The organism is Verrucomicrobium sp., from assembly GCA_028283855.1.
GTDB lineage: Bacteria > Verrucomicrobiota > Verrucomicrobiia > Methylacidiphilales > GAS474 > GAS474.
Window position 1 is genome coordinate 900125 of record JAPWJX010000003.1, and the last position, 20551, is coordinate 920675.

Annotated in this window: 16 protein-coding genes, 2 tRNA genes and 1 pseudogene; 8 read left to right on the plus strand and 11 right to left on the minus strand. The window is 68.1% G+C overall.

Features of this window, described 5'->3' with window-relative positions:
* Positions 1 to 10: 10 nt before the first annotated feature.
* Together PW734_05535 and PW734_05540 are read right to left on the minus strand one after the other, a co-directional pair.
* Positions 11 to 442, minus strand: coding sequence for a hypothetical protein (locus PW734_05535; protein ID MDE1170661.1), 432 nt, complete (start codon positions 440 to 442; stop codon positions 11 to 13).
* 73 nt (positions 443 to 515) lie between these two features.
* Positions 516 to 2690, minus strand: a complete 2175-nt coding sequence (locus PW734_05540) for a TonB-dependent receptor (protein ID MDE1170662.1) — start codon at positions 2688 to 2690, stop codon at positions 516 to 518.
* Between the two features lie 123 nt (positions 2691 to 2813).
* Here PW734_05540 and PW734_05545 point away from each other — a divergent pair, with 123 nt between their 5' ends.
* From PW734_05545 to PW734_05560, 4 genes are read left to right on the plus strand one after another with little or no spacing between them, the layout of a single operon-like run.
* Positions 2814 to 3086 (plus strand): hypothetical protein, encoded by a 273-nt coding sequence (locus PW734_05545; GenBank protein ID MDE1170663.1) that lies wholly within the window; start codon positions 2814 to 2816, stop codon positions 3084 to 3086.
* The gene (locus PW734_05550) at positions 3083 to 3523 is read left to right on the plus strand and encodes a periplasmic heavy metal sensor (GenBank protein ID MDE1170664.1); all 441 of its coding nucleotides are present in this window, start codon (positions 3083 to 3085) and stop codon (positions 3521 to 3523) included. The genes PW734_05545 and PW734_05550 overlap by 4 nt, the downstream gene beginning before the upstream one ends.
* A complete protein-coding gene (locus tag PW734_05555) occupies positions 3520 to 4047 on the plus strand; it encodes an RNA polymerase sigma factor (protein MDE1170665.1) in 528 nt (175 codons plus the stop codon). The genes PW734_05550 and PW734_05555 overlap by 4 nt, the downstream gene beginning before the upstream one ends.
* Positions 4048 to 4088: 41 nt before the next feature.
* Positions 4089 to 4571 carry a hypothetical protein gene (locus tag PW734_05560; GenBank protein MDE1170666.1) on the plus strand — a complete coding sequence of 161 codons (483 nt, stop codon included), beginning with the start codon at positions 4089 to 4091 and terminating at the stop codon, positions 4569 to 4571.
* A 6-nt stretch (positions 4572 to 4577) separates the two neighbouring features.
* On the opposite strand, the gene PW734_05565 is transcribed toward PW734_05560, so the two are convergent.
* A complete protein-coding gene (locus PW734_05565; protein MDE1170667.1) occupies positions 4578 to 5417 on the minus strand; it encodes a rhomboid family intramembrane serine protease in 840 nt (279 codons plus the stop codon).
* Positions 5418 to 5501: 84 nt separating this feature from the next.
* On the opposite strand from PW734_05565, the gene PW734_05570 reads away from it, so the two are divergent.
* Complete coding sequence (locus PW734_05570) at positions 5502 to 6020, plus strand: hypothetical protein (GenBank protein MDE1170668.1); 519 nt, start codon at positions 5502 to 5504, stop codon at positions 6018 to 6020.
* Here the strand turns inward: PW734_05570 and PW734_05575 are convergent.
* From PW734_05575 to PW734_05610, 8 genes and pseudogenes are all read right to left on the minus strand, one after another.
* Positions 5986 to 7470 (minus strand): phytoene desaturase, encoded by a 1485-nt coding sequence (locus PW734_05575; protein ID MDE1170669.1) that lies wholly within the window; start codon positions 7468 to 7470, stop codon positions 5986 to 5988. The genes PW734_05570 and PW734_05575 overlap by 35 nt on opposite strands.
* Positions 7467 to 8519, minus strand: coding sequence for a chemotaxis response regulator protein-glutamate methylesterase (locus PW734_05580; protein MDE1170670.1), 1053 nt, complete (start codon positions 8517 to 8519; stop codon positions 7467 to 7469). The genes PW734_05575 and PW734_05580 overlap by 4 nt, the downstream gene beginning before the upstream one ends.
* Before the next feature lie 3 nt (positions 8520 to 8522).
* Complete coding sequence (locus tag PW734_05585) at positions 8523 to 9359, minus strand: protein-glutamate O-methyltransferase CheR (GenBank protein MDE1170671.1); 837 nt, start codon at positions 9357 to 9359, stop codon at positions 8523 to 8525.
* Between the two features lie 32 nt (positions 9360 to 9391).
* Complete coding sequence (locus PW734_05590; protein ID MDE1170672.1) at positions 9392 to 10888, minus strand: efflux transporter outer membrane subunit; 1497 nt, start codon at positions 10886 to 10888, stop codon at positions 9392 to 9394.
* Entirely contained in the window at positions 10885 to 12192 is a 1308-nt protein-coding gene (locus tag PW734_05595) for an efflux RND transporter permease subunit (protein MDE1170673.1), read from the minus strand. The genes PW734_05590 and PW734_05595 overlap by 4 nt, the downstream gene beginning before the upstream one ends.
* A 109-nt stretch (positions 12193 to 12301) precedes the next feature.
* Positions 12302 to 13978: pseudogene (locus tag PW734_05600) on the minus strand (efflux RND transporter permease subunit).
* Positions 13975 to 17160 (minus strand): efflux RND transporter permease subunit, encoded by a 3186-nt coding sequence (locus PW734_05605; GenBank protein ID MDE1170674.1) that lies wholly within the window; start codon positions 17158 to 17160, stop codon positions 13975 to 13977. Before PW734_05605 ends, PW734_05600 begins: the two are co-directional and overlap by 4 nt.
* Positions 17157 to 18335, minus strand: coding sequence for an MdtA/MuxA family multidrug efflux RND transporter periplasmic adaptor subunit (locus PW734_05610; GenBank protein MDE1170675.1), 1179 nt, complete (start codon positions 18333 to 18335; stop codon positions 17157 to 17159). Before PW734_05610 ends, PW734_05605 begins: the two co-directional genes overlap by 4 nt.
* Positions 18336 to 18480: 145 nt before the next feature.
* Between PW734_05610 and PW734_05615 the strand changes: the two genes are divergently transcribed.
* The 3 genes from PW734_05615 to PW734_05625 all read left to right on the plus strand — a co-directional run bounded on the left by PW734_05615 (position 18481) and on the right by PW734_05625 (position 20547).
* Positions 18481 to 18552, plus strand: a tRNA-Met gene (locus PW734_05615).
* Positions 18553 to 18564: 12 nt separating this feature from the next.
* Positions 18565 to 20433, plus strand: a complete 1869-nt coding sequence (locus PW734_05620; GenBank protein MDE1170676.1) for a KUP/HAK/KT family potassium transporter — start codon at positions 18565 to 18567, stop codon at positions 20431 to 20433.
* A 40-nt stretch (positions 20434 to 20473) separates the two neighbouring features.
* Positions 20474 to 20547: transfer RNA gene (locus PW734_05625), tRNA-Pro, on the plus strand.
* The last annotated feature ends 4 nt before the right edge of the window (positions 20548 to 20551 follow it).

Below are 20551 nucleotides of genomic sequence, written 5' to 3' on the forward strand. Positions count from 1 at the left end.
AGTGCCGGAGTTAGTGGGCGCCGGGGCAGCAGCCGTTGTCCCGGACGCAGCAGGCGGCGGCGGAGACGCAGCACGGGGCGCGCCCGCCGATGGCCCACGGCGTGGGATGGGGCGTCGCGGCGGCGGCCTGGGCGGCGGCTTCCCGGTCGATCTTTTCCAGCGCGGGCTTCGGGTCGGCCTTGAACTGGGAGACGCAGCCCTTGCAGCAGAAGCGGACCAGGCGGGCGGTCTCTTTTCCCTTGGCGTCGGTCGTCTTGTAGAGGTAGTCGACGGGTGTGCCCATCTGCCCGCCGAGCTTTTCCCCGGAAATGGGGCAGGTGGTCAGGGGGTAGGTTTTCTTGAGCGCGTCGATCTGTTCCTGGTCGGTCGGCGCGGCATGGGCGGCGGCGAGGGTGAGGAAGGCGCAGAGGCTGCACCAGGCGAGGGTTTTGAGGCGGGTCATCGTTTTGGGCGGGCGGGGGGTTGCGCCCGTCCATGAGGGTAAACGAAATCCCCTCCCCGCGCCCCTCTTCTTTTTAGAAAGAGTAGGTGACCCCGGCGTAGAAGGTGCGCCGCGCGCCGTATTCGGCGTTGAAGACGCCCACGCCGCTGTCTCCCCGCAGGTAGTAGACCTGGTCGAAGAGGTTCACGATGTCGAAGCGGGCCTTGAGGTTCTTGCAGCCCAGGAAGCCGAAGGTCTGGGTGAAGCCGATGTTGACGTTGTCGTAGGCGGGGATGCTGTCCCCGTTGGGGATGGTGGAGCCGTCCGCGTAGACGCGGTCGGCGCGCAGGCCGCTGCCGCAGACGATCTCGACGTAGGGGCGCGTTTCGTTGATGAGGTAGGAGGCGCCGACGGAGCCGGTGAAGGTCTGGTTGTGGTCCAGGTAGATGGAGTTGGCGTTGATGTAGTTGTAGTCGTCCGCGCTGAAGAGGAGGGATTGGGCGGAGTTGACCCCGGTGCCGCGCGCCTGTTCCACCGCCAGGTTGGCGAAGGCGGAGAAGCCCTTCTGCTCGTAGGTCTGGCTCAGTTCCACGCCGGTGATTTCCGCGCGGCGGTAGTTGAACTGGGTGAGGATGGGGGCGGCGCCGAACTGGCCGTCGTCCAGCTGGTTCTGGGCGATCTTGTAGTAGGCGTCGAGGCCGACCTGGTATTCCTTCGTGAAGCGGTGGGTGACGCCGATGTCGAAGTAGTGGTCCCGCTCCGCCTTGACGGGGTCGTTCGGCAGGCCGTCGGTGGCGGCGTTGTCCGTCCCGGCGAAGAGGGCGGAGGCGGACGGCGGGGCGTTTTCCAGGGAGGGCGGGGTGAAGTAGCTGGCGTAGCCGGCGTGGAAGGCGGTGTCCGTGTCCAGCTGGTAGGTGCCGTTTATGCGGGGGCTGATCTGGTTCTGGTGGATTTCCCCGTTTTGGTAGAGGTCGAAGCGGCCGCCGTAGTTGAGGGTCAGCTCCTTGGTGATGCGCCATTCGTCCTGCAGGTAGAAGCCGTACATGTAGGCCGCCTCGTAGTCGCCCGCGGGGACGCCGAAGGCGCCGCCGGTGGCCGCCCCGGAGCCGTCGACGGGGAAGACGTAGGTGGTGCTGCTCTGCTGCGCTCCCTGGGCGTCGAGCATCAGGCCGCTGCGCAGGGTGTGGTCGTCCGCCACCTGCCAGCTGCCGTCGAACTGGAGGCCCTGGGACATGAGGCTGCGGTCCTGGCTGCCGGAGACGCCGTTGACGTAGAGGTTCCCGGTGGTGTCCGGGCGGTAGAAGATGTTGCTGTAGCGGTTGAAGAGGGCCAGCTGGTAGTCAAAGTCCCCGTCCGTTTTCTGGTAGGCGACGACTTCGTAGTTGTTCTGCTCGTCCTGGGTGTTCTGCAGGCGGGAGGAGTCGACGAAGGCGGGGAGCCCGGGGAAGGGGTTTCCCGCGCCGTCGGTCGCCGCGGCCTGCCCGGCGGCGCTGGGGATCTGGTAGTGGTTGTAGGATTCCCCGGCCAGGAAGCTGAGGCGGCTGGTCGAGTCGATGAGGTAGGAGGCGTAGAGGAAGCCGCGGTATTGGTCGGTGTCGTCGTGGGGGTTGCTGGTGCCGTTGGAGGGGTTTTCGATGCCCATGGTGTTCTGCAGGTAGCTGCCGGAGACGTAGTAGTCCCATTTTCCCTGCGTGCCGCCGTATTCGAAGCTGGGGCGGGTTGTTTCATGGCTGCCGCCGTACATTTCCACGTCGCCGCCGGGGTCGAAGGCGCCGCTCTTCGTGTGGATGTCGATGATGCCGGTGGTGCGGAAGCCGTATTGGGCGGGGAGGGAGCCGGTGATGAGGTCGACGCGGTCGGCGAAGCGGGTGTCGAACTCCGAGCCGAAGCCGGTGATTCCCTCCGGGATGAGGACGTCGTTGATTCGGTATTGGACGTTGCCGTGCTCGTCGCGGACGTGGAGCCCGCCGTCGGAGGAGGTGTCCTGCGTCACGCCGGGGAAGCGCAGGAGGAGCTGGTTTAGGGAGACGTTGTCCCCGCGGGACTGGTTCTGGATCTGGTCCTGGGTGACGGTGTAGACCGTGGCCCCGGTGTTGGGGACGATCCGCTGCCGGGCCTCGTCCAGCGTGCCGACGACGGTGACCGTCTCCAGCTGCGGCGCGTTCGTGGGGCTTCCGGCCGCGGCGGCGTCGGCCGGGGCCGCTTCCTGCGCGGCGCGCAGGGCGGGGACCAGGAGGAGGAGGGTGAGAATCGCGCAAATCGCTTGCATCACGCAGGGTTGGCCACATACAACTTATTTGCAAACAAATATGCAAATGATTTGCGGATTTGTGTGAAAATGAAATGAGGGCTGGGCTCTTTCTATTCCGTTTATTCCTTTAGAATGCCCTTCATGGATCCTGCACAACTCGATTCCCTCCTGCGGGAGCTGGCGGAAGAATCCGCGCCCGTTCCGGCCTCTCTTTCCCCCGCCGTCTGGCGGGCCATCCGGCTCCGGCGGGGGGAGGAGGGATGGCTTTCTCTCCTGCGTCCCCGCTTGGCGGCGCTGGCGCTCCTGGGCGCGGCGGCGTTGGGCGTTCTCACCGCTCTGCCCGTTTCCGGGCCGGACGAGGCGCTGCGGGTTTTTCGGGGGGACGTTTCCGGCTGGATGGGAGGGGTGCGATGAATGGGAAGGTTTTCGGGCGCATCGCCCTGCTGCTGGTTTTGGTGGCCCTGGTGGCGGCGGGCAGCGCGTGGCTGACCGGGCGCTGCCAGAGGGAGGCGGCTTCTGATTCCCACGCCGCCCTGCACCGGCGGCTTCACGTGACCCCGGAGCAGGAGAGGCGGCTGGAGCCGGTGGAGTCCCGCTTTGCCGTCCAACGGGAAAGCGGCGCGGCGGCCATCGCGGCGGCCAACCGGGAACTGGCCCGCGCGCTGTTGGAGGACCGGGGGGATTCCCCGCGCGTCCGCGCGGCGGTGGGGAAGATCCACGCCGCCATGGGCGACCTGCAACAGGCGACCTTGGACCACCTCTTCGCCATGAAGGGGGTGCTGACGCCGGAGCAGTATGACGCGCTGCTCCGGCTGACGGCCTCCGGCCTTTCTTCCTGTTGCGCCCCGTGAGCGGCGATCCGGACCTGCCCCTGGTCCAGGCCCTCCAGGCGGGCCGGGACGAGGCGCTCGACCTCCTCATGGAGCGGCACCAGGAGGCGGTCTTCCGCTTCATCCGCCGCTCCGTTTGGAACGAGGCCGACGCGCGGGAGCTGGCGCAGGAAACCTTTGTCCGGGCCTACTTCCACATCGGCCGCTTCCGGCCGCGCGCGCCGTTTCTTTCCTGGCTCTTCCGCATCGCGGCGAACCTGTGCCGGGACCGCGCCCGCAGCAAGGCCTACCGCCAGGCGCGGCGGACCGAAGCCCTGCCGGAAGGCCGGGAGGTGCCCGCCCGCATGGAGGAGGAAAAGCCGGAGCTGGAAGCCCTCCGCGCGGCGATCGCCGCCCTGCCCGCCGGGCTGCGGGAGCCGCTGGTCCTCACCGCTCTGGAGGGGCTTTCCCAGGAGGAGGCGGGCCGCCGCCTGGGCCTGAGCGCGCGGGCGGTGGAGAACCGGGCGCGCCGGGCCCGCGCGCGGCTGCTGCGGAGGCTGGGCTGATTTTGCTTGGCCCGTCCGCCCGCCGGAGCAAGGGTGGAAGGATGACTCCCCTGGGCCGCCGCTTTCTGGTGCTGGGCATCGTCGCCGCCCTGATCGGGACCGGCGTGTGGGGGATGCCCCGGCTGGTGGAGCGGATGGGGCACGTCCGCTACCGGGAGATGGGCGGGGAGGTGGCCCGGATCCGCGCCGCCCTGGCGGAGGGGCGCGTGCCCTATCCGGCCCGCAGCGGCCTTCAGACGACGCAGGCGTACCTGGAGCTGCTCATCCGCGCGGGCGTCCTGGCGCCGGGGGACCGGCTCTTCTTCAAGAACTGGCTGGTGGCCAACCTCGACCCCTCCGATCCTCCGGGCACGGTCTTCCTGGCCACCAAGAGCTGGTACGCCTACACGGCGCTGGGGAAGAAGGACGCGCGGGGCTTCGCCTTCGTCTGGCTGGACGGGGCGGAGTTGCGCTCCTACGAGCCGCCCGCGCCGGGGCGCGCGCCGCTGCCGCCGCGCAGGCCGGAGCTGCTGCCCTTCGACTAGCCGGTTCTAGCGCTTGGCGTCCCGCTTGATCAGTTCCAGCCGGGCGCGCTCCAGCACCAGCCGCTCTTCCCGCGTCAGGCTTTGGATGCCGTGCCGGGAAATCTTTTCCAAGATCGGGTCGATCGACTGGTGGCGGCGGTCTTCCAGGAGCTTTTGTTCCGCCTGCTTTTTTTGCTGCGCGGCGAAGGCGCGGCGGTCGCGGCGCAGGCGGAACCATTCCAGGATTTCGCTGACGAAGGGGACCTTGATGGCGAAGGCCGCCGCGCCGACGCCCGCGGAGAGGGCGGCCAGGTCGACCCAGCGGTGGTCGGCCACGTCGATGAGGGCGATGAGGGAGAAGGTGATGAGGGCGACCCACTTTGCCGCCAGGCCGAAGAAGACGGGCCCGTTCGGGAAAAGCAGGGCGTAGGAGATGAAGAGGGCGAAGTGGACGTTGTAGGAGCCCGCGTAGTAGATCGGCTGACGCAGCGCCAGGGAGGCGCCCAGGAGGAGCAGAGCAGGGAAGAAGACCAGGCCCCCGTAGAGGAAGGCGAAGGCGCGGCGGCCCACCGCCCGCTCCACCTCCCGGCCGAACCAGAAGAGCATCAGCATCTCGATGGCGAAGCCAAGGCTCAGGGGGTTGATGAAGGGGTAGGTGAGGGTTTGCCAGACCTGGCCGCGGCCCAGGACGGCGGGGGTGGAGAGGGGCAGGTAGGTGACGAGCCATCCTTCCGTGTGGGCGCTGCGGCAGAGGGCCAGCGCCACCCACATGGCGACGTAAAGAAAGAGGAGGGATTCCGTGACGCGGACGGGATGTCCCTGTACCCGGAAGAGCGGGTCGTCGTCGGAAGGAGCCCAGACCGCCATGGGAAAAGGATGGCCCAAAAGGGGGTGGCCGTAAATCCCGAAAGGAATTGCGCCGGGGGCCGTTCCTGGGAAAGTGGGGGGCCTATGCCGTCCTATTCCACCTGGGCCGCCCTCACCCCCGAGGAGGCGCACGCTATTTTCCTCTGCGTCCAGGAGACGCAAAAGAAGCTCTACCGCAGCGCCATCGACACCTTTTCCAAGCCCCTGGGCCTCCGCCCGAACCTCCTGCTGGAGATGCCGAAGACGGAGCGCCACGCCGCCTTCGGCCGGATCCTGGCCCATCCCCAGATGGAGGAGGTGGGCTTCAACTTCCTGTGCCACTGGCTGGTGGAGGGCAACGCGCCGCTGCTCGTCGCCTGGCTCGACGCCCTGGGCATCGCGCACGACGGCAAGGGGATGGTGGAGGATTTCCCGCCGGAGCCTTCGACCGAGGCGCTGAAGAAGGCCGCCGACGCGGTGCTGGCCCAGTTCGAGCCCCGGCTCGTCGCCATCTATCTGCGGACGTTCAACGACATCGACGGCGTCCAGTGGGACGGCCTGGAGAAGCTGGTCGAGACCGATCCCCGCCTCAAATTAGAGGCGCCGACGCCGGCGGCGGGATAACGCGGTCCAGCAGCTTGGCGCTGGAGAGGACCCCCGGCACGCCCGCGCCGGGGTGGGTCCCCGCGCCCGCGAAGTAGAGGCCGGGCACTTCCCGGCTGACGTTCTGCGGCCGGAACCAGGCGCTTTGCGTCAATACCGGCTCGAACTGGAAGGCGGAGCCCAGGTAGGCGTCCCAATCCTTTTCAAAGTCGAGCGGCGTGACGATCCGCCGCGTCACCACGTGGCGGCGCAGGTCCGGGCAGAGCGTTTCCAGGGAGGCCAGGATCGCCTCCGCGTAGGGCTCCGCCTTTTCCCGCCAGTCGACGTTGCCGCCCAGGTGGGGGACGGGGGAGAGGACGTAGAAGGCCTCGTGCCCCGGCGGGGCCAGGGAGGGGTCGGTCCGCGTCGGCGCGTGGAGGTAGAGGGAAAAGTCGTCGGCCAGGATCTTCTTTTCGAAGATGTCTTCCAATAGCTCCCGGTAGCGCCGGGTCAGCACGATGGTGTGGTGGGCCAGGTCCGGGTAGGTCCGGTCGGTGCCGAAGTAGAGGACGAAGAGGCCCATGGAGTAGCGCATCTTTTCCAGCTTCCGGTTGGTCCAGCGGCGGCGGGAGACGGCGGGAAGGAGCTTGCGGTAGGTGTTCGCCACGTCGGCGTTGGAGACGACGATTTCCGCGGGGAGCCGCTCCCCGCCCGCCAGGCGGACGCCCGCGGCGCGGCCGTTTTCCACCAGGATCTCCTCCACGCGCGCGCCCAGCCGCAGGACGCCGCCCATTTCCTCGAAGAGCCGGACCAGCTCCGCCACCAGCGCGCCGGTTCCGCCCATGACGAAGTGGACGCCCCACTTCCGTTCCAGGAAATGGATCATCGCGTAGATGGAGGTGACGCGGAAGGGGTTCCCGCCGACCAGGAGGGGATGGAAGCTGAAGACCTGCCGCAGGTAGGGATGCCGGATGTGCCGGGCGACGAGGGCGTGGACCGTCTCGAAGGAGCGGAGGCGCACCAGGTCGGGGGCGACGCGCGCCATGTCGCCGAAGGTGGTGAAGGGCTGGTCGGCCAGGTCGACGAAGGCGCGCCGGAAGATCGCCTCCGCCCGGCGGACGAAGGCGCGGTAGCCCGCCACGTCGCGCGGCTCGAAGCGGGCGATCTCCGCCTCGATCCGGGCCGGGTCCCCGGAGTAGTCGAAGTGGCGGCCGTCGGGAAAGACGATCCGGTAGAACGGGTCGCAGGGGACGATGGACAGGCGGTCGGCTATTTTCTTCCCGGCCAGGGCGAAGAGCTCGTCGACCAGGAAGGGGGCGGTGAGGATCGTGGGCCCGGCGTCGAAGGTGAAGCCGTCCTGCCGGTAGACGGCGGCGCGGCCGCCCGGCTGGTCCCGCATTTCCAGGAGGGTGACGCGGTAGCCCCGCGCCTGGAGCCGGATGGCGGCGGCCAGCCCGCCGAAGCCCGACCCGATCACGACCGCCCGGCTCATGAAAGCGGGGAGGAGCGGTGGACGGCCTCGAAGAGGCGGGCGGGGAAGGCGTCGAGGGAGACGGCCTCCTCCGCCGCGCCGAGGTCGAGGGCCGCCTTCGGCATGCCGAAGACGACGCAGGAGGCCTCGTCCTGGGCGAAGGTGCGGGCGCCCGCCTTCCGCAGGGCCAGGAGGCCGTCCGCCCCGTCCCGGCCCATGCCGGTGAGGAGCGCCGCCACGGCGTGGGGCGCGGCGCCGCAGGCGGCGGCGGAGTGGAAGAGGACGTCGACGGCGGGGCGCTGGTACCAGACCGGATCGGCCTGGGTCAGGCGGACGCGGTGGCGCTCCTCTTCCCGGCGCAGTTCCATGTGCCAGCCGCCGGGGGCCAGAAGGGCCACGCCGGGCTCGACCCAGTCCCCGTCGGCCGCCTCGCGGACGTCGAGGTCGCAGAGGCCGTTGAGCCGCTCGGCGAAGGAGCGGCTGAAGCCGCCCGGGATGTGCTGGACGACGCAGAGGCCCGGCATCCGGCGGGGCAGCCGGGTGAGGATCTCCCGCAGCGCCTCCGTGCCGCCGGTGGAGGCGCCCAGGAGGACGACCTGCCGCGGGTCGAAGGCCGCCGGTTCCGCCGCCGGGGCGGCGATGCGGGGGCGGTCGGGGTGGGGCAGGAGGTTTTCGACGTGGACGAGGGCGGCGTCCCGGACGGCGCGGGCCAGCTGGGGGGCCATCTCCGCCAGGGCGGCGGGATCGCCCGGCTTGCCCAGGGCGTCGACCGCGCCGAGCTGGAGGGCCTGGAGGGCGTGCTGGGAGCCCCCCTTCGTGAAGGAGCTTAGGACGACGACCGGCATCGGCTGGTGTTCCATGAGCGCCTTGAGGAAGGTGAGGCCGTCCATCTTCGGCATTTCCAGGTCGAGGGTGAGGACGTCGGGCCGCAGGGAGACGATCTTTTCCCGCGCCTCGTAGGCGTCGGCGGCGGCGCCTACGACCTCGATCTCCGGGTCCTTTTCCAGCACCTCCGCCACCATGCGGCGGGTCAGGGCGGAGTCGTCGACGACCAGGACGCGGACTTTCACTTCTTAGGCCTTCCGGTAGATGGCGGGCCGGACGGGCCGCAGGTTGTGCCGGACGCCGGCCAGGCTTTCCGAGTGGCCGATGAAGAGGTAGCCGCCCGGCATGAGGAGGTCGGAGAGCTTTTCCAGGAGCTGCTGCTGCGTGGCCTGGTCGAAGTAGATCATCACGTTCCGGCACCAGATGAGGGGCAGGCCGCCGGGGAAGGGAGGCGGGCCCTGCAGGAGGTTTAGGTGCTGGAAGAGGACGTGGCGGCGGACAGATTCCTTCACGCGGAATTGCCCCTCCCGGCTGCCGATTCCTTTTTGAAAATAGGCGGGGAGCCAATCCGGCTGGACTTCCCGCAGGCGGTCGGCGGGGTAGATGCCCTGAAGGGCCTGGCCGAGGATGCGGGTGGAGATGTCGGTCGCCTCCACCTGCCAGCTCCATTGGGGGTGGCTGCGGAAGAAGAGGTCGAGGAAGATGGCGATGGAGTAGGGCTCCTCCCCGGAGGCGCAGCCCGCGCTCCAGGTGCGGAAGACGGGAGGCAGGCCCTCCCGCGCGGCGTTTTGGACGTAGGCGGGGAGGATCGTCTCCCGCAGGAACTCGAAGTGCTTCAGCTCCCGGAAGAAGAAGGTGTGGTTGGTGGAGATGGCGTCGACCAGGTGGGTCAGCTCCTGCGCGCCCTGGGGGGAGGTGAGGAAGGCGCAGTAGGAGGCGTAATCGGGCAGGCCGGTGGCCTTTAGCCGCTTGCCCAGGCGGGCGGCGACCAACTCGCGGCGCTTCTCTCCCAGGTCGATCCGGCTGTATTCATAGACCAGCCGTCGGACGGTTTCGTATTCCTGGTCGGTAAGCTGGAAGGACACCCGGCCATTTTAGGGCCATCTCCCCGCAGGCATCAAGGCTTGGCCGGTTCCTTCGGCAAGGTGGAGACCTCCTGCCGGGAGGGGAGCTGCCCGGCGTCCCAGCCGCCGCCCAGGGCCTGGATGAGGAGGACGCTGGTGTTCATCCGCCGGTTGCGGATGGTGATGGCGTTCTGCTGGTTGGTCAGGGCGACGTTCTGCGCGACGATGACGTCCAGGTAGCTCTGGGTGCCCGCCTTGTAGGCGTTGGTGGCGATCTGGAGGGACTTGTTGGCCGCCTCGACGGCCTTCATCTCCGCCGTTTCCTCCGCCTCCAGGAAGCGGAGGCCGACCAGGTCGTCCTCCACCTGCTGGAAGGCGGTGAGGACGGTCTGGCGGTAGGTGGCCACGGAGGCGTCATAGGCGGCGCGGGCCTGGACGACCTGGGCGTGGTTTAGCCCCGCGTTGTAGAGGGGCTGAAGGAGGGAGGGACCGACCGACCAGACCAAGCTGGGCCAGGTGAAGAGTTTTTCCGCGTAGGAGCTTTGCGGGCCGACGCTGCCGTTGAGGTTGATCTGCGGGTAGTAGCCGGCGGTGGCCACGCCGATGGCGGCGTTGGCGGAGGCCACGGACCGTTCCTGCGCGGCGATGTCCGGGCGGCGCTCCAGGAGCGCGGCGGGGACGCCCGGCGGCAGGGCGGGAGGCTTGCCGGCCAACAGGGCGGCGGGCAGGGCGAATTGCGCGGGCGGCACGCCGACGAGGATGGCGATGGCGTGCTCGTACTGCGCCCGGGCCAGCTGCGTGTCCAGCAGGGTGACGCGGGCCTGCTCCAGCTGGGCCTTGGCCTGGGCGACGGATTGGGCGGAGTCGACGCCGCTCTTGTAGAGGTTTTCCGTCAGAACGAGGTATTTTTCGTAGGAGGAGATGGTGTCCTGCAGGAGAGCGATCTGGGAATCGCTCCCGTGGAGGCTGAACCAGTCCTGCGCCAGTTCCGCCTGGTAGGAGAGGCGGGCGTTTTCCAGGAGGGCGGCGGCGTTCTGGGCGTTGGCCACGCCTTCTTCCGCCTGGCGGCGGACCTGGCCCCAGACGTCGACGACGTAGGTGAGCTGGACCGGGAGGTTGTAGACGGTGTTGGAGGGGGCGGAGTTGTCCGCGGCGCCCTTGCCGATGGTGGTGGAGCCGCGCGAGTTCGTCAGGCTGGGGCCGAAGTTGACCGTCGGGTAGAGGGCGCTGTTCGCCACGCGGACGGCGGCGCGGGCCTGCCGGTATTGGGCCTCCGCCGCGGCGATGTTCTGGTTGTTGAGGGTGACCTTTTCCTCCAGGGCGTTCAGCTCGGAATCGCCGTAGATTTCCCACCATTTTCCGCGCGGCTGGGCGTCGCGGGGGGCGGCGGGTTTCCAGGGGATCTCTCCGGCCTGTCCCTGGGGGGGAACTTCCTTATACCCCTCCGGCAGCGGCGCGCCGGGTGGCAGGGGATCCGGGCGGCGGTAGTCCGGCCCCACCATGCAGCCCGCCAGGAGGAGGGCGCTTAGGAAAAGAAGGCGCGCCTTCATGCCGCGGCCTCCGCGGGTTTCAGGGAGAGGCCCAGGCGCCGCCGCCAGCTCAGCCGCAGCCGGTCGAGCGCCAGATAGACGACGGGGGTGGTGTACAGGGTCAAAAGCTGGCTCAGGGCCAGGCCGCCGATGATGGCGATGCCCAGGGGCCGCCGCAGCTCGGAACCGATGCCCGCCGCGCAGGCCAGGGGGACGGCGCCGAGCATGGCGGCCATCGTCGTCATCAGGATGGGGCGGAAGCGGAGGTGGCAGGCTTCCTCGATCGCCTCCCGCGGGGAGCGGCCGTGGTCGCGCTCCGCCGTGATGGCGAAGTCGATCATGAGGATGGCGTTCTTCTTCACGATGCCGATGAGGAGGATGACGCCGATGATGGCGATGAGGCTCAGCTCGGTATGCGTCACCCAGAGGGCCAGGCAAGCGCCGACGCCGGCGGAGGGCAGGGTGGAGAGGATGGTGAGGGGATGGAAGGTGTTTTCGTAGAGCATGCCCAGGACGATGTAGATGACCCCCAGGGAGGCGAGGATGAGGATCGGCTCGTCCTTCAGGGAGCTTTGGAAGGCCTGGGCCGTCCCGGCGAAGCCCGCGCGGATGGTGGCGGGGAAGCCGATCTTCGCCTTGGCATTTTCCAGGACCTTCACGGCGTCGCCCAGGGACTTCCCCCGCGTGACGCCGAAGGAAAGGGTGACGGAGGGGAAGGGCCCCTGGTGCCGGATGGCCAGAGGGGCGACGCTTGTCTCATAGCGGGCGAAGGAGGAAAGGGGCACCATCTGGCCGCCGGGAGAGCGGACGTAGAGGTCGCGCAGCGTTTCCGGCTCCCCGGCGTATTGCGGGGCCACTTCCATCACCACGTGGTATTGGTTGTTGTCCGCGTACATGGTGGAGACCAGGGCCTGGCCGTAGGCGCCGTAGAGGGTGTTGTCGATTTGCTTGGCCGTGATGCCCAGGCGGGCGGCGGTGTCCCGGTCGAAGGTGAGGTAGGTCTGCCGGCCGCCGATCTGCTGGTCGCTGTTCGGGTCGGTCAGGACGGGGGACTGCTTGAGTTCGGCCAGCAGTTTCGGGGCCCAGGCGGTCACTTCGCCGACCTCGTCGCTCACCAGGGTGTATTGGTAGAGGGAGTTTCCCCCGCGTCCCCCCACGCGGATGTCCTGTTGCGGCTGGAGGTAGAGGGAGGCTCCGGAGATGGTCTGCAGCTTGGGGCGCAGGCGGTCGATGACTTCCTCCGCCGAGGGCCGCTCGCTGCGCGGCTTGAGCGTGATGAAGATGTTGGCGCTGTTCCCCGCGCCGCCCCCGGTGAATCCCGCCACGGAGGCGACGGCCGGGTCGGCGCTGACGATTTCGATGAGCTGCCGCAGGTATCCGCTGCATGACGCGGAAGGAGGTCCCCTGGTCGGCGACGACCGAGCCGGAGAGCCGCCCGATGTCCTGCTCCGGGAAGAAGCCCTTTGGCAGGTGGCCGAAGAGGTAGAAGTTCAGCGCGATGGTGGCGGCCAGGGAAAGGAGGGTCAGGCCCGGGTGCCGCAGGACGGCGGCCAGGGAGCGGCGGTAGGCGTCGGCCACGCGGGTGAAGGCCCTTTCCGACCCGTGGTAGAAGCGCCCCCGCTTCTCCTCCTCCGGGCGGCGGAGGAGGCGGGAGCACATCATCGGCGTGGTGGTCAGGGAGACCAGGAGGGAGATGAGGACGGCGACGGAGAGGGTGACGGCGAATTCCCGGAACATCCGCCCCACCAGCCCGCCCATGAGCAGGAGCGGGATGAAGACGGCGACGAGGGAAAGGCTCATGGAAAGGACGGTGAAGCCGATTTCCTTGGCCCCTTTCCGGGCGGCTTCCAGAGGGGAGAGGCCTTCTTCCATGTGCCGGGTCACGTTTTCCAGGACCACGATGGCGTCGTCCACCACGAAGCCGGTGGAGATGGTCAGGGCCATGAGGGAGATGTTGTTCAGGCTGAAGCCCAGGATTTTCATCACGCCGAAGGTGGCGACGAGGGAGACCGGCACCGCGACCCCCGGGATCAGGGTGGAGCGCCAGTCCCGCAGGAAGACGAAGACGACGAGGATGACCAGCAGGATGGAGAGGAGGAGCGTCACCTCCACGTCGTGCACGGAGGCGCGGATGGTCGTCGTCTGGTCCATGAGGACGTCGAAGCGGATGCCCTGCGGGATGGAGGCCTTCAGCTGGGGGATGACGGCGCGGATGCGGTCGACCGTCTCGATGATGTTGGCGTTCGGCTCCCGGGAGACGATGAGGAGGATGGAGGGCTTCCCGTTGGCGAAGCCCGCGTTGCGGACGTTTTCCACCGAGTCGACAACCTCCGCCACGTCTCCCACGCGGACGGGGGCGCCGTTGGTGTAGGCCAGGATCAGCCGGGCGTAGTCCTCCGCCTGGAAGATCTGGTCGTTGGCCTCTATGGCCATGTTGAGGTTCCCGTTCTCGAAGGCGCCCTTGGGGATGTTCGCGTTGGCGGAGGCCAGGGTGGAGCGCGCCTGGTCCAGGCCGATGCCGTATTTGTAGAGGGCGGCGGGATTCAGCTCGATGCGGACGGCGGGCAGGGAGCTGCCGCCCACCGTCACCTGGCCCACGCCCTCCAGCTGGGAGATTTTCTGCGCCAGGACGGTGGAGGCCAGGTCGTAGAGGCGGCCCTTCGTGTAGGTGTCGGAGGTGAGGGCCAGGACCATGATCGGCGCGTCGGCCGGGTTGACCTTCCGGTAGCTGGGGTTGTTCGGGAGGTTGGTGGGGAGCTGGGCGCGGGCGGCGTTGATCGCCGCCATGACGTCCCGCGCGGCGGCGTCGATGTTCCGGTCCAGGTCGAACTGGAGGGTGACGCGGGAGGAGCCCAGGGAGCTGTCCGAGGTCATCTCCGTCACCCCCGCGATGCGGCCGAAGGTGCGCTCCAACGGCGCAGCGACGGAGGAGGCCATGATCTCCGGGCTGGCGCCGGGAAGGCCGGCGTTCACGCTGATGGTGGGGAAGTCGACCTGGGGCATCGGCGCCACCGGCAAGGTGGCGAAGGCGACGGCCCCCGCCAGCGTGGCGGCGACGGTCAGGAGGACGGTGCCGATCGGCCGCCGCAGGAACGGCTCGGAGATGTTCATGCCGCGCCCCCCTTCCGGCGGCGGGCCAGGCGGTCGAACCAGAGGTAGATGACCGGGGTGGTGTAGAGGGTCAGGACTTGGCTGACGAGGAGGCCGCCGATGATGGTGATGCCCAGGGGGCGGCGCAGCTCGGAGCCCATGCCGCCGCCCAGGGCCAGCGGCAGCGCGCCGAAGAGGGCGGCCAGGGTGGTCATCATGATGGGGCGGAAGCGCAGGAGGCAGCCCTGGTAGATGGCTTCCTCCGGGGATTTCCCCTCCTTGCGCTGCGCGTCGAGGGCGAAGTCGACCATCATGATGGCGTTCTTCTTCACGATGCCGATGAGGAGGATGATGCCGATCAAGGCGACCAGGCCCAGCGGCGTGCGGAAGAGGAGGAGGGCCAGGATCGCGCCGACGCCCGCGGAGGGGAGGGTGGAGAGGATGGTGATGGGGTGGATGTAGCTTTCGTAGAGGACGCCCAGGACGATGTAGACGGTGATGAGCGCGGCCAGGATGAGGAGGGGCTCGTTCTTGAGGGAGTTTTGGAAGGCCTGCGCGGTGCCCTGGAAGGCGGCGTCGATGCTGCCGGGCATGCGGATCTCCTTCTCCGCTTTCTTGATGGCCTCCACCGCCTCGCCCAGGGCGGCGCCGGGGGCCAGGTTGAAGGAAAGGGTGACGACGGGGAATTGCCCCTGGTGGTTGACGGTGAGCGGACCGGAGAGGACGTCCCAGCGGGCGAAGGCTCCCAGCGGGATGCCCAGGGAGGCGGGGGCCTGGTTGGCCAGGGAGGGCGCGGTGGCGGAGGAGAGGTTGGCGGTGGGGTTGGTGGAGGAGGCGCCGGTCTGCTGCGCCGCCTGGCCGGTGGAGGAGGAGCTGGAGGAATTGATGTAAATTTGGTTGAGGGCGGCGGGGTCGCGGCGAAACTCGGGCTTCACCTCCATGACCACGTAGTATTGGTTGAGCTGGGTGAACATGGTGGAGACGAGCCGTTGGCCGAAGGCGTCGTAGAGGGTGTTGTCCAGCGTGGTGGCGCTCACCCCCAGGCGGGAGGCGGTGTCGCGGTCGAACTGGATGGAGGCGCGCAGCCCGTCGGTCAGCTGGTCGCTGGCCACGTCGCGCAGTTCCGGGCATTGGCGGAGGCGGGCCAGGAGCTTGGGGGCCCAGACGTTCAGCTCCTTTTGATCGGGGTCTTCCAGGGTGTATTGGTAGGCGGTGCGGCTGACCCGGTCGTCGACGGTCAGGTCCTGCACGGGCTGCATGTAGAGGGAGATGCCGGGCACGCGGGCGGCCTTTTCCTGCAGGCGGGCGATCACGTCCGCGGCGGAGGCGTCCCGCTGGTCCAGGGGCTTGAGGTTGATCTGGAAGCGCCCGCTGTTGAGGGTCAGGTTGAGGCCGTCGATGCCAATGAAGGAGGAGAGGCTCTCCACGGCGGGGTCCTGCAGGATGACGTCGGCCAGGGCCTTTTGGCGCTCCGTCATGGCGGGGAAGGAGACGGACTGGGGCGCCTCCGAGATGCCCTGGATGACGCCGGTGTCCTGGAGGGGGAAGAAGCTCTTCGGCGCGACGGCGTAGAGGGCGACGGTGAGGACCAGGGTGGCCAGGGCGACGAGGAGGGTGAGGGGCTGGCGGGCCAGCACCCATTGCAGCGTCCGTCCGTAGGCGGCGATGACCCGCTCGAAGGCCTGCTCCGACCAATGGTAGAAGCGGCTCTGCTTTTCCTCCGGCACGCGGCGCAGGAGCCGGGCGCACATCATCGGCGTGAGGGTGAGGGAGACGACGGCGGAGACGAGGATGGTGACGGAAAGGGTGATGGCGAATTCCCGGAAGAGGCGGCCGACGATGTCCCCCATGAAGAGGAGGGGGATGAGGACGGCGATGAGGGAGACGGTCAGGGAGACGATGGTGAAGCCGATCTGCGCCGAGCCCTTCAGCGCCGCCTGGAAGGGGGACTCCCCCTCTTCGATGTAGCGGGAGATGTTCTCGATCATGACGATGGCGTCGTCCACCACGAAGCCGGTGGAGATGGTCAGGGCCATGAGGGAGAGGTTGTTGAGGGAGAAGCCGCAGAGGTACATGACTCCGAAGGTGCCGACGAGGGAGAGGGGCACCGCCACGCTGGGGATGATCGTGGCGGCCACGCTGCGCAGGAAGAGGAAGATGACGAGGACGACGAGGGTGATGGTGAGGAAGAGCTCGAACTCGACGTCGTGGACGGAGGCGCGGATGGTCGTCGTGCGGTCGATGAGGACCTGCAGGTTGACGGAGGCGGGGAGGGTCTGGCGCAGCTTGGGCAGGAGCTGCTTGATCCGGTCGACGACGGCGATGACGTTGGCCCCCGGCTGGCGCTGGATGTTGACGATGACCGCCGGGGTGCGGTCCATCCAGGCGGCCTGCCGCACGTCCTGCGCGCCCATCTTCACCTCCGCCACGTCGGAGAGGCGGACGGGGGCGCTGTTCCGGTAGGCGATGACCAGGTCGGCGTAGCTCTGGGCGTCCAGGAGCTGGTCGTTGGCGCCGATCTGGTAGGTCTGGGAGGGGCCGTCGAAGCTGCCCTTGGCCGCGTTCACGTTGGCCGCGGAGATGGCGTTGCGGACGTCTTCCAGGTTCAGGCGGTAGAAGGCCAGCTGGGTGGGGTTGAGCTGGACGCGGACGGCGGGTTTCTGCCCGCCGCTGAGCGTCACCAGGCCCACGCCGGAGATCTGGGAGATCTTTTGCGCGAGGCGGGTGTCGACCAGATCCTCCACCTTGGAGAGCGGCAGCACGTCGGAGGTGAGGGCCAGGGTGAGGATCGGCGCGTCGGCGGGGTTGCTCTTGCTGTAGATGGGCGGGTTGGGAAGGTTGGCGGGGAGGTAGGTGCCGGCGCTGTTGATCGACTGCTGGATCTGCTGCTCAGCCACGTCGACGTTCAGGTTCAGGTTGAACTGGAGGGTGATGACGGAGCTGCCGAAGGAGCTGATGGAGGTCATCTGCTGGAGCCCGGGCACCTGGCCGAATTGCCGCTCCAGCGGCGCGGTGACGGAGGAGGCCATCACTTCCGGGCTGGCGCCGGGATAGAACGTGAGGACCTGGATGGTGGGGTAGTCGACCTGCGGGAGGGCGGAGACCGGCAGCTGGGTGAAGCCGAGGCCGCCGGCCAGGAGCACCGCCACCATCAGCAGGGTGGTGGCCACCGGCCGCTCGATGAAGAAGCGGGAGGGGTTCACTTCAGCTGCAGGTTGACCTTGCCGCCGTCCTTGAGCTGGTCCACGCCCTCTGTCACCACGGTGTCGCCGGGGGAGAGGCCGTCGAGGACCTCGACGTTCTCGCCCTCCGTCACGCCCGTCTTGACCGGGCGGAGGGTGACGGTGCCGTCCGGCTGCGCCAGGTAGACGAAGAGACCCTGCGGCCCGCGCTGCACGGCGGCCGTGGGGGCCAGGGTGGCGCCCGCATGCTGCTCCACCAGGAGGCGGGCGTTGACGAACTGGTTGGGGAAGAGGGCGTTGTCCTCGTTGGGAAAGAGCGCGCGCAGCTTGAGCGTGCCGGTGGTGGTGTCGATCTGGTTGTCGATGGAGAGGAGGGAGCCCTGGGCCAGCTTCCGCCGCATCTCCCGGTCGAAGGCGTCGACGACCAGCTTCTCATGCGCGTTGAAGCGGCGCAGGATGGGCGGCAGCACGTCCTCCGCCAGGGGGAAGATGACGGTGATCGGCTGCACCTGGGTGATGACCAAAAGACCGCTGGTGTCGCTGGAGTGGACCATGTTGCCCGGATCGACGAGGCGCAGGCCGACGCGGCCGGTGATCGGCGCGATGATGTGGCAGTAGGTGAGGTTGAGCTGCGCCGTTTCGACGGCGGCCTCGTCGCTGGCGATGGTGGCCACGTCCTGGGCCACGGTGGCCTGCTGGGTGGCCAGCGTCTGCTGGGGAATCGAGTCCTGCGCCCACAGGGTCTTGTACCGCTCCAGGTCGACTTTGGCGTTGGCCAAGAGGGCCTTGTCCCGCTCCAGCTGCCCCTTGGCCTGGTCCAGAGCGGCCTGGTAGGGGCGGGTGTCGATCTCCGCCAGGGGATCGCCTTCCTTCACGGACTGACCCTCCGTGTAGAAGATCTTCATCAGCTGCCCGTCGACGCGGCTCCGCACGGTGACGGTGTAGAGGGGCGTCACCGCGCCGAGGCCGTTCTGGTAGACGTGAACGTCCCCCTTCGTCACCTTCATGCCGACGACGGAGGGAGTCTCCGCGCTCATTTTGTGGCGGCGGCGTTTGGCGGGGGCGTCGGAGCCGTGCAGAAAATACCAGGCCGCCCCGCCTCCCAAAAGGAGGAGCAGGACGATCCAGATCCATCCCCGCCGCTTGGGCGGCGGCGGAGCGGGGAGGGCTTGCGGGGGTGGCGGCGGATTATTCAAGGGGGTGAAGTACTTGGAAGACGCCGAAGGGCCTTTCTTGTTACACGGAAAATGACGCAAATCCCGTTAAAAATTGGCCGGGAACGCGCCCCCTTTTTGCTTGCCCGGGGAGGGGCCCCCCTTTAGCACTTAAGGTTCTCCGAATGCCAGGGTAGCTCAGCGGTAGAGCAGGGGACTCATAAGCCCTTGGTCGCGGGTTCGATTCCCGCCTCTGGCACACCTCTTTCCCATGTCCTCCCATCCCCACCGGACCTTCCGTCTGTGGCCCCTGCTGGTCGGGGCCCTCGGCGTCGTCTACGGCGACATCGGCACCAGCCCCCTCTATACCATGAAGGAGTGCCTGGCCCATGCGGGCGGGGAGAGCCGGATCGAGGCCGCGTTGGGATGCGCCTCCCTCATCTTCTGGGCGCTTTTCCTGATCGTGAACGTCAAATACATCGCCTTCATCACCCGGGCGGACAATCACGGGGAGGGCGGCATCTTTGCCCTCCTGGCCCTGCGGCCGAAGCCTCCGGAGCATGTGAAGACCCTTTCCCTGACCGTCCTGGTCATCCTGGCCGGGGCGGCCCTCCTCTACGGAGACGGCATGATCACCCCGGCTATCTCCGTCTTGAGCGCGGCGGAGGGGCTGAAGGACGTGCGTCCGGGCTTCGAGCACCTGACGGTGCCGATCGCCGTGATCATCCTGGCCACCCTCTTTTGGGCGCAGCGGCATGGGACGGGGCGGATCGGCGGCTACTTCGGGCCGATCATGGTCGTCTGGTTCGGTGTCCTGGCGGTGACGGGCCTGGTCCAGATCGTCCGCCACCCCATCGTCCTCACCGCCCTCAATCCGCTCAAAGGGTTGGCCCTCCTGGCCCATCACCCCGTGGCCGGGCTCCTCGGCGCCGTCGTCCTCTCGGTAACCGGCGCGGAAGCCCTCTATGCCGACATGGGCCACTTCGGCCGCCGCGCCATCGCCTCCGGCTGGCATTGGGTCGTCTTTCCCGGGCTGGCGCTGAACTACTTCGGCCAGGCGGCCTGGGTCGTCGGCCACCCGGACTCGGGCGCCAACCCCTTCTTCGCCCTCGTCCCGGCGGGACACTGGAAGCTGCTCCTGGTCCTCCTTTCCATCGCCGCCACGATCATCGCCAGCCAGGCCCTCATCTCCGGCACCTACTCCCTGACGAAGCAGGCCGTCCAGCTCGGCTACTTCCCGCGCCTGGGCGTCATCCACACCAGCGCGGAGCAGGAGGGGCAGATCTTCATGCCCATGCTCAACTTCCTTATGGGCGTCGGCTGCATCCTCATCGTCATCGGCTTCGGCTCCAGCGACGCCCTGGCGGCGGCCTACGGCATCGCCGTGACCGGCACCATGGTGGCGACGACGGTGGCCTTTTACCGCGTCGTCCGTTTCCGTTGGGAATGGGCGCGTTGGAAGGCCCTCTCCCTCTGCGGCTTCTTCGCCGCCGTCGACCTTCTTTTCTTTGCCTCCAACCTGCCGAAGCTGACGGAAGGCGGCTGGCTCCCTCTCATCCTGGGCGGCTTCGTCTTCCTCATCATGATCACCTGGAAGCGCGGGCGGCAGGAGATCGTCGGCCAGATCCTGCGCCAGGGAGCGGACATTGAGGACATCGTCCAGGACGTGCAGGAGAGCAACCTGGTGCGCGTGCCCGGCACCGCCGTCTTCATGTCCGCGCTGGGGAAAGGGACGCCCATCGCCCTCCTCCACCATCTCAAGGCCAACCGCTGCCTGCACAAGACCGTCATCCTCCTGACCATCCAGACAGAGGGGGTGCCCCGCGTCACGGGCGACTTCCTCCGCACGGAAGACCTGGGCGGCGGCATCTGGCGCGCCGTCGCCTCCTACGGTTACATGGAATCGCCGCAGGCCCCGGCGCTCATCCAAGCCCTCATCGGGCGGGGGATCCCGATCAACCCGCAGGCGACCACCTACTACTTCAACCGGGAAACCGTGCTGGTGAGCGGCAAGACGAAGATGCATCCCTGGCAGAAGGAGCTCTACCGGATCCTCTCCCAAAACGCCCGGCCCGCGCGGGACTACTTCGGCATCCCAGCCAACCAAATCATCGAAATGGGCCTGCCCATTCAGATTTAGTTGCGTCCGGTCCGCACTTCGGGCACTCTGACCCCTCCTTCGGGTTGTAGCGCAGCCTGGTAGCGCGCTTGGTTCGGGACCAAGAGGTCCAGGGTTCAAATCCCTGCAGCCCGATTTT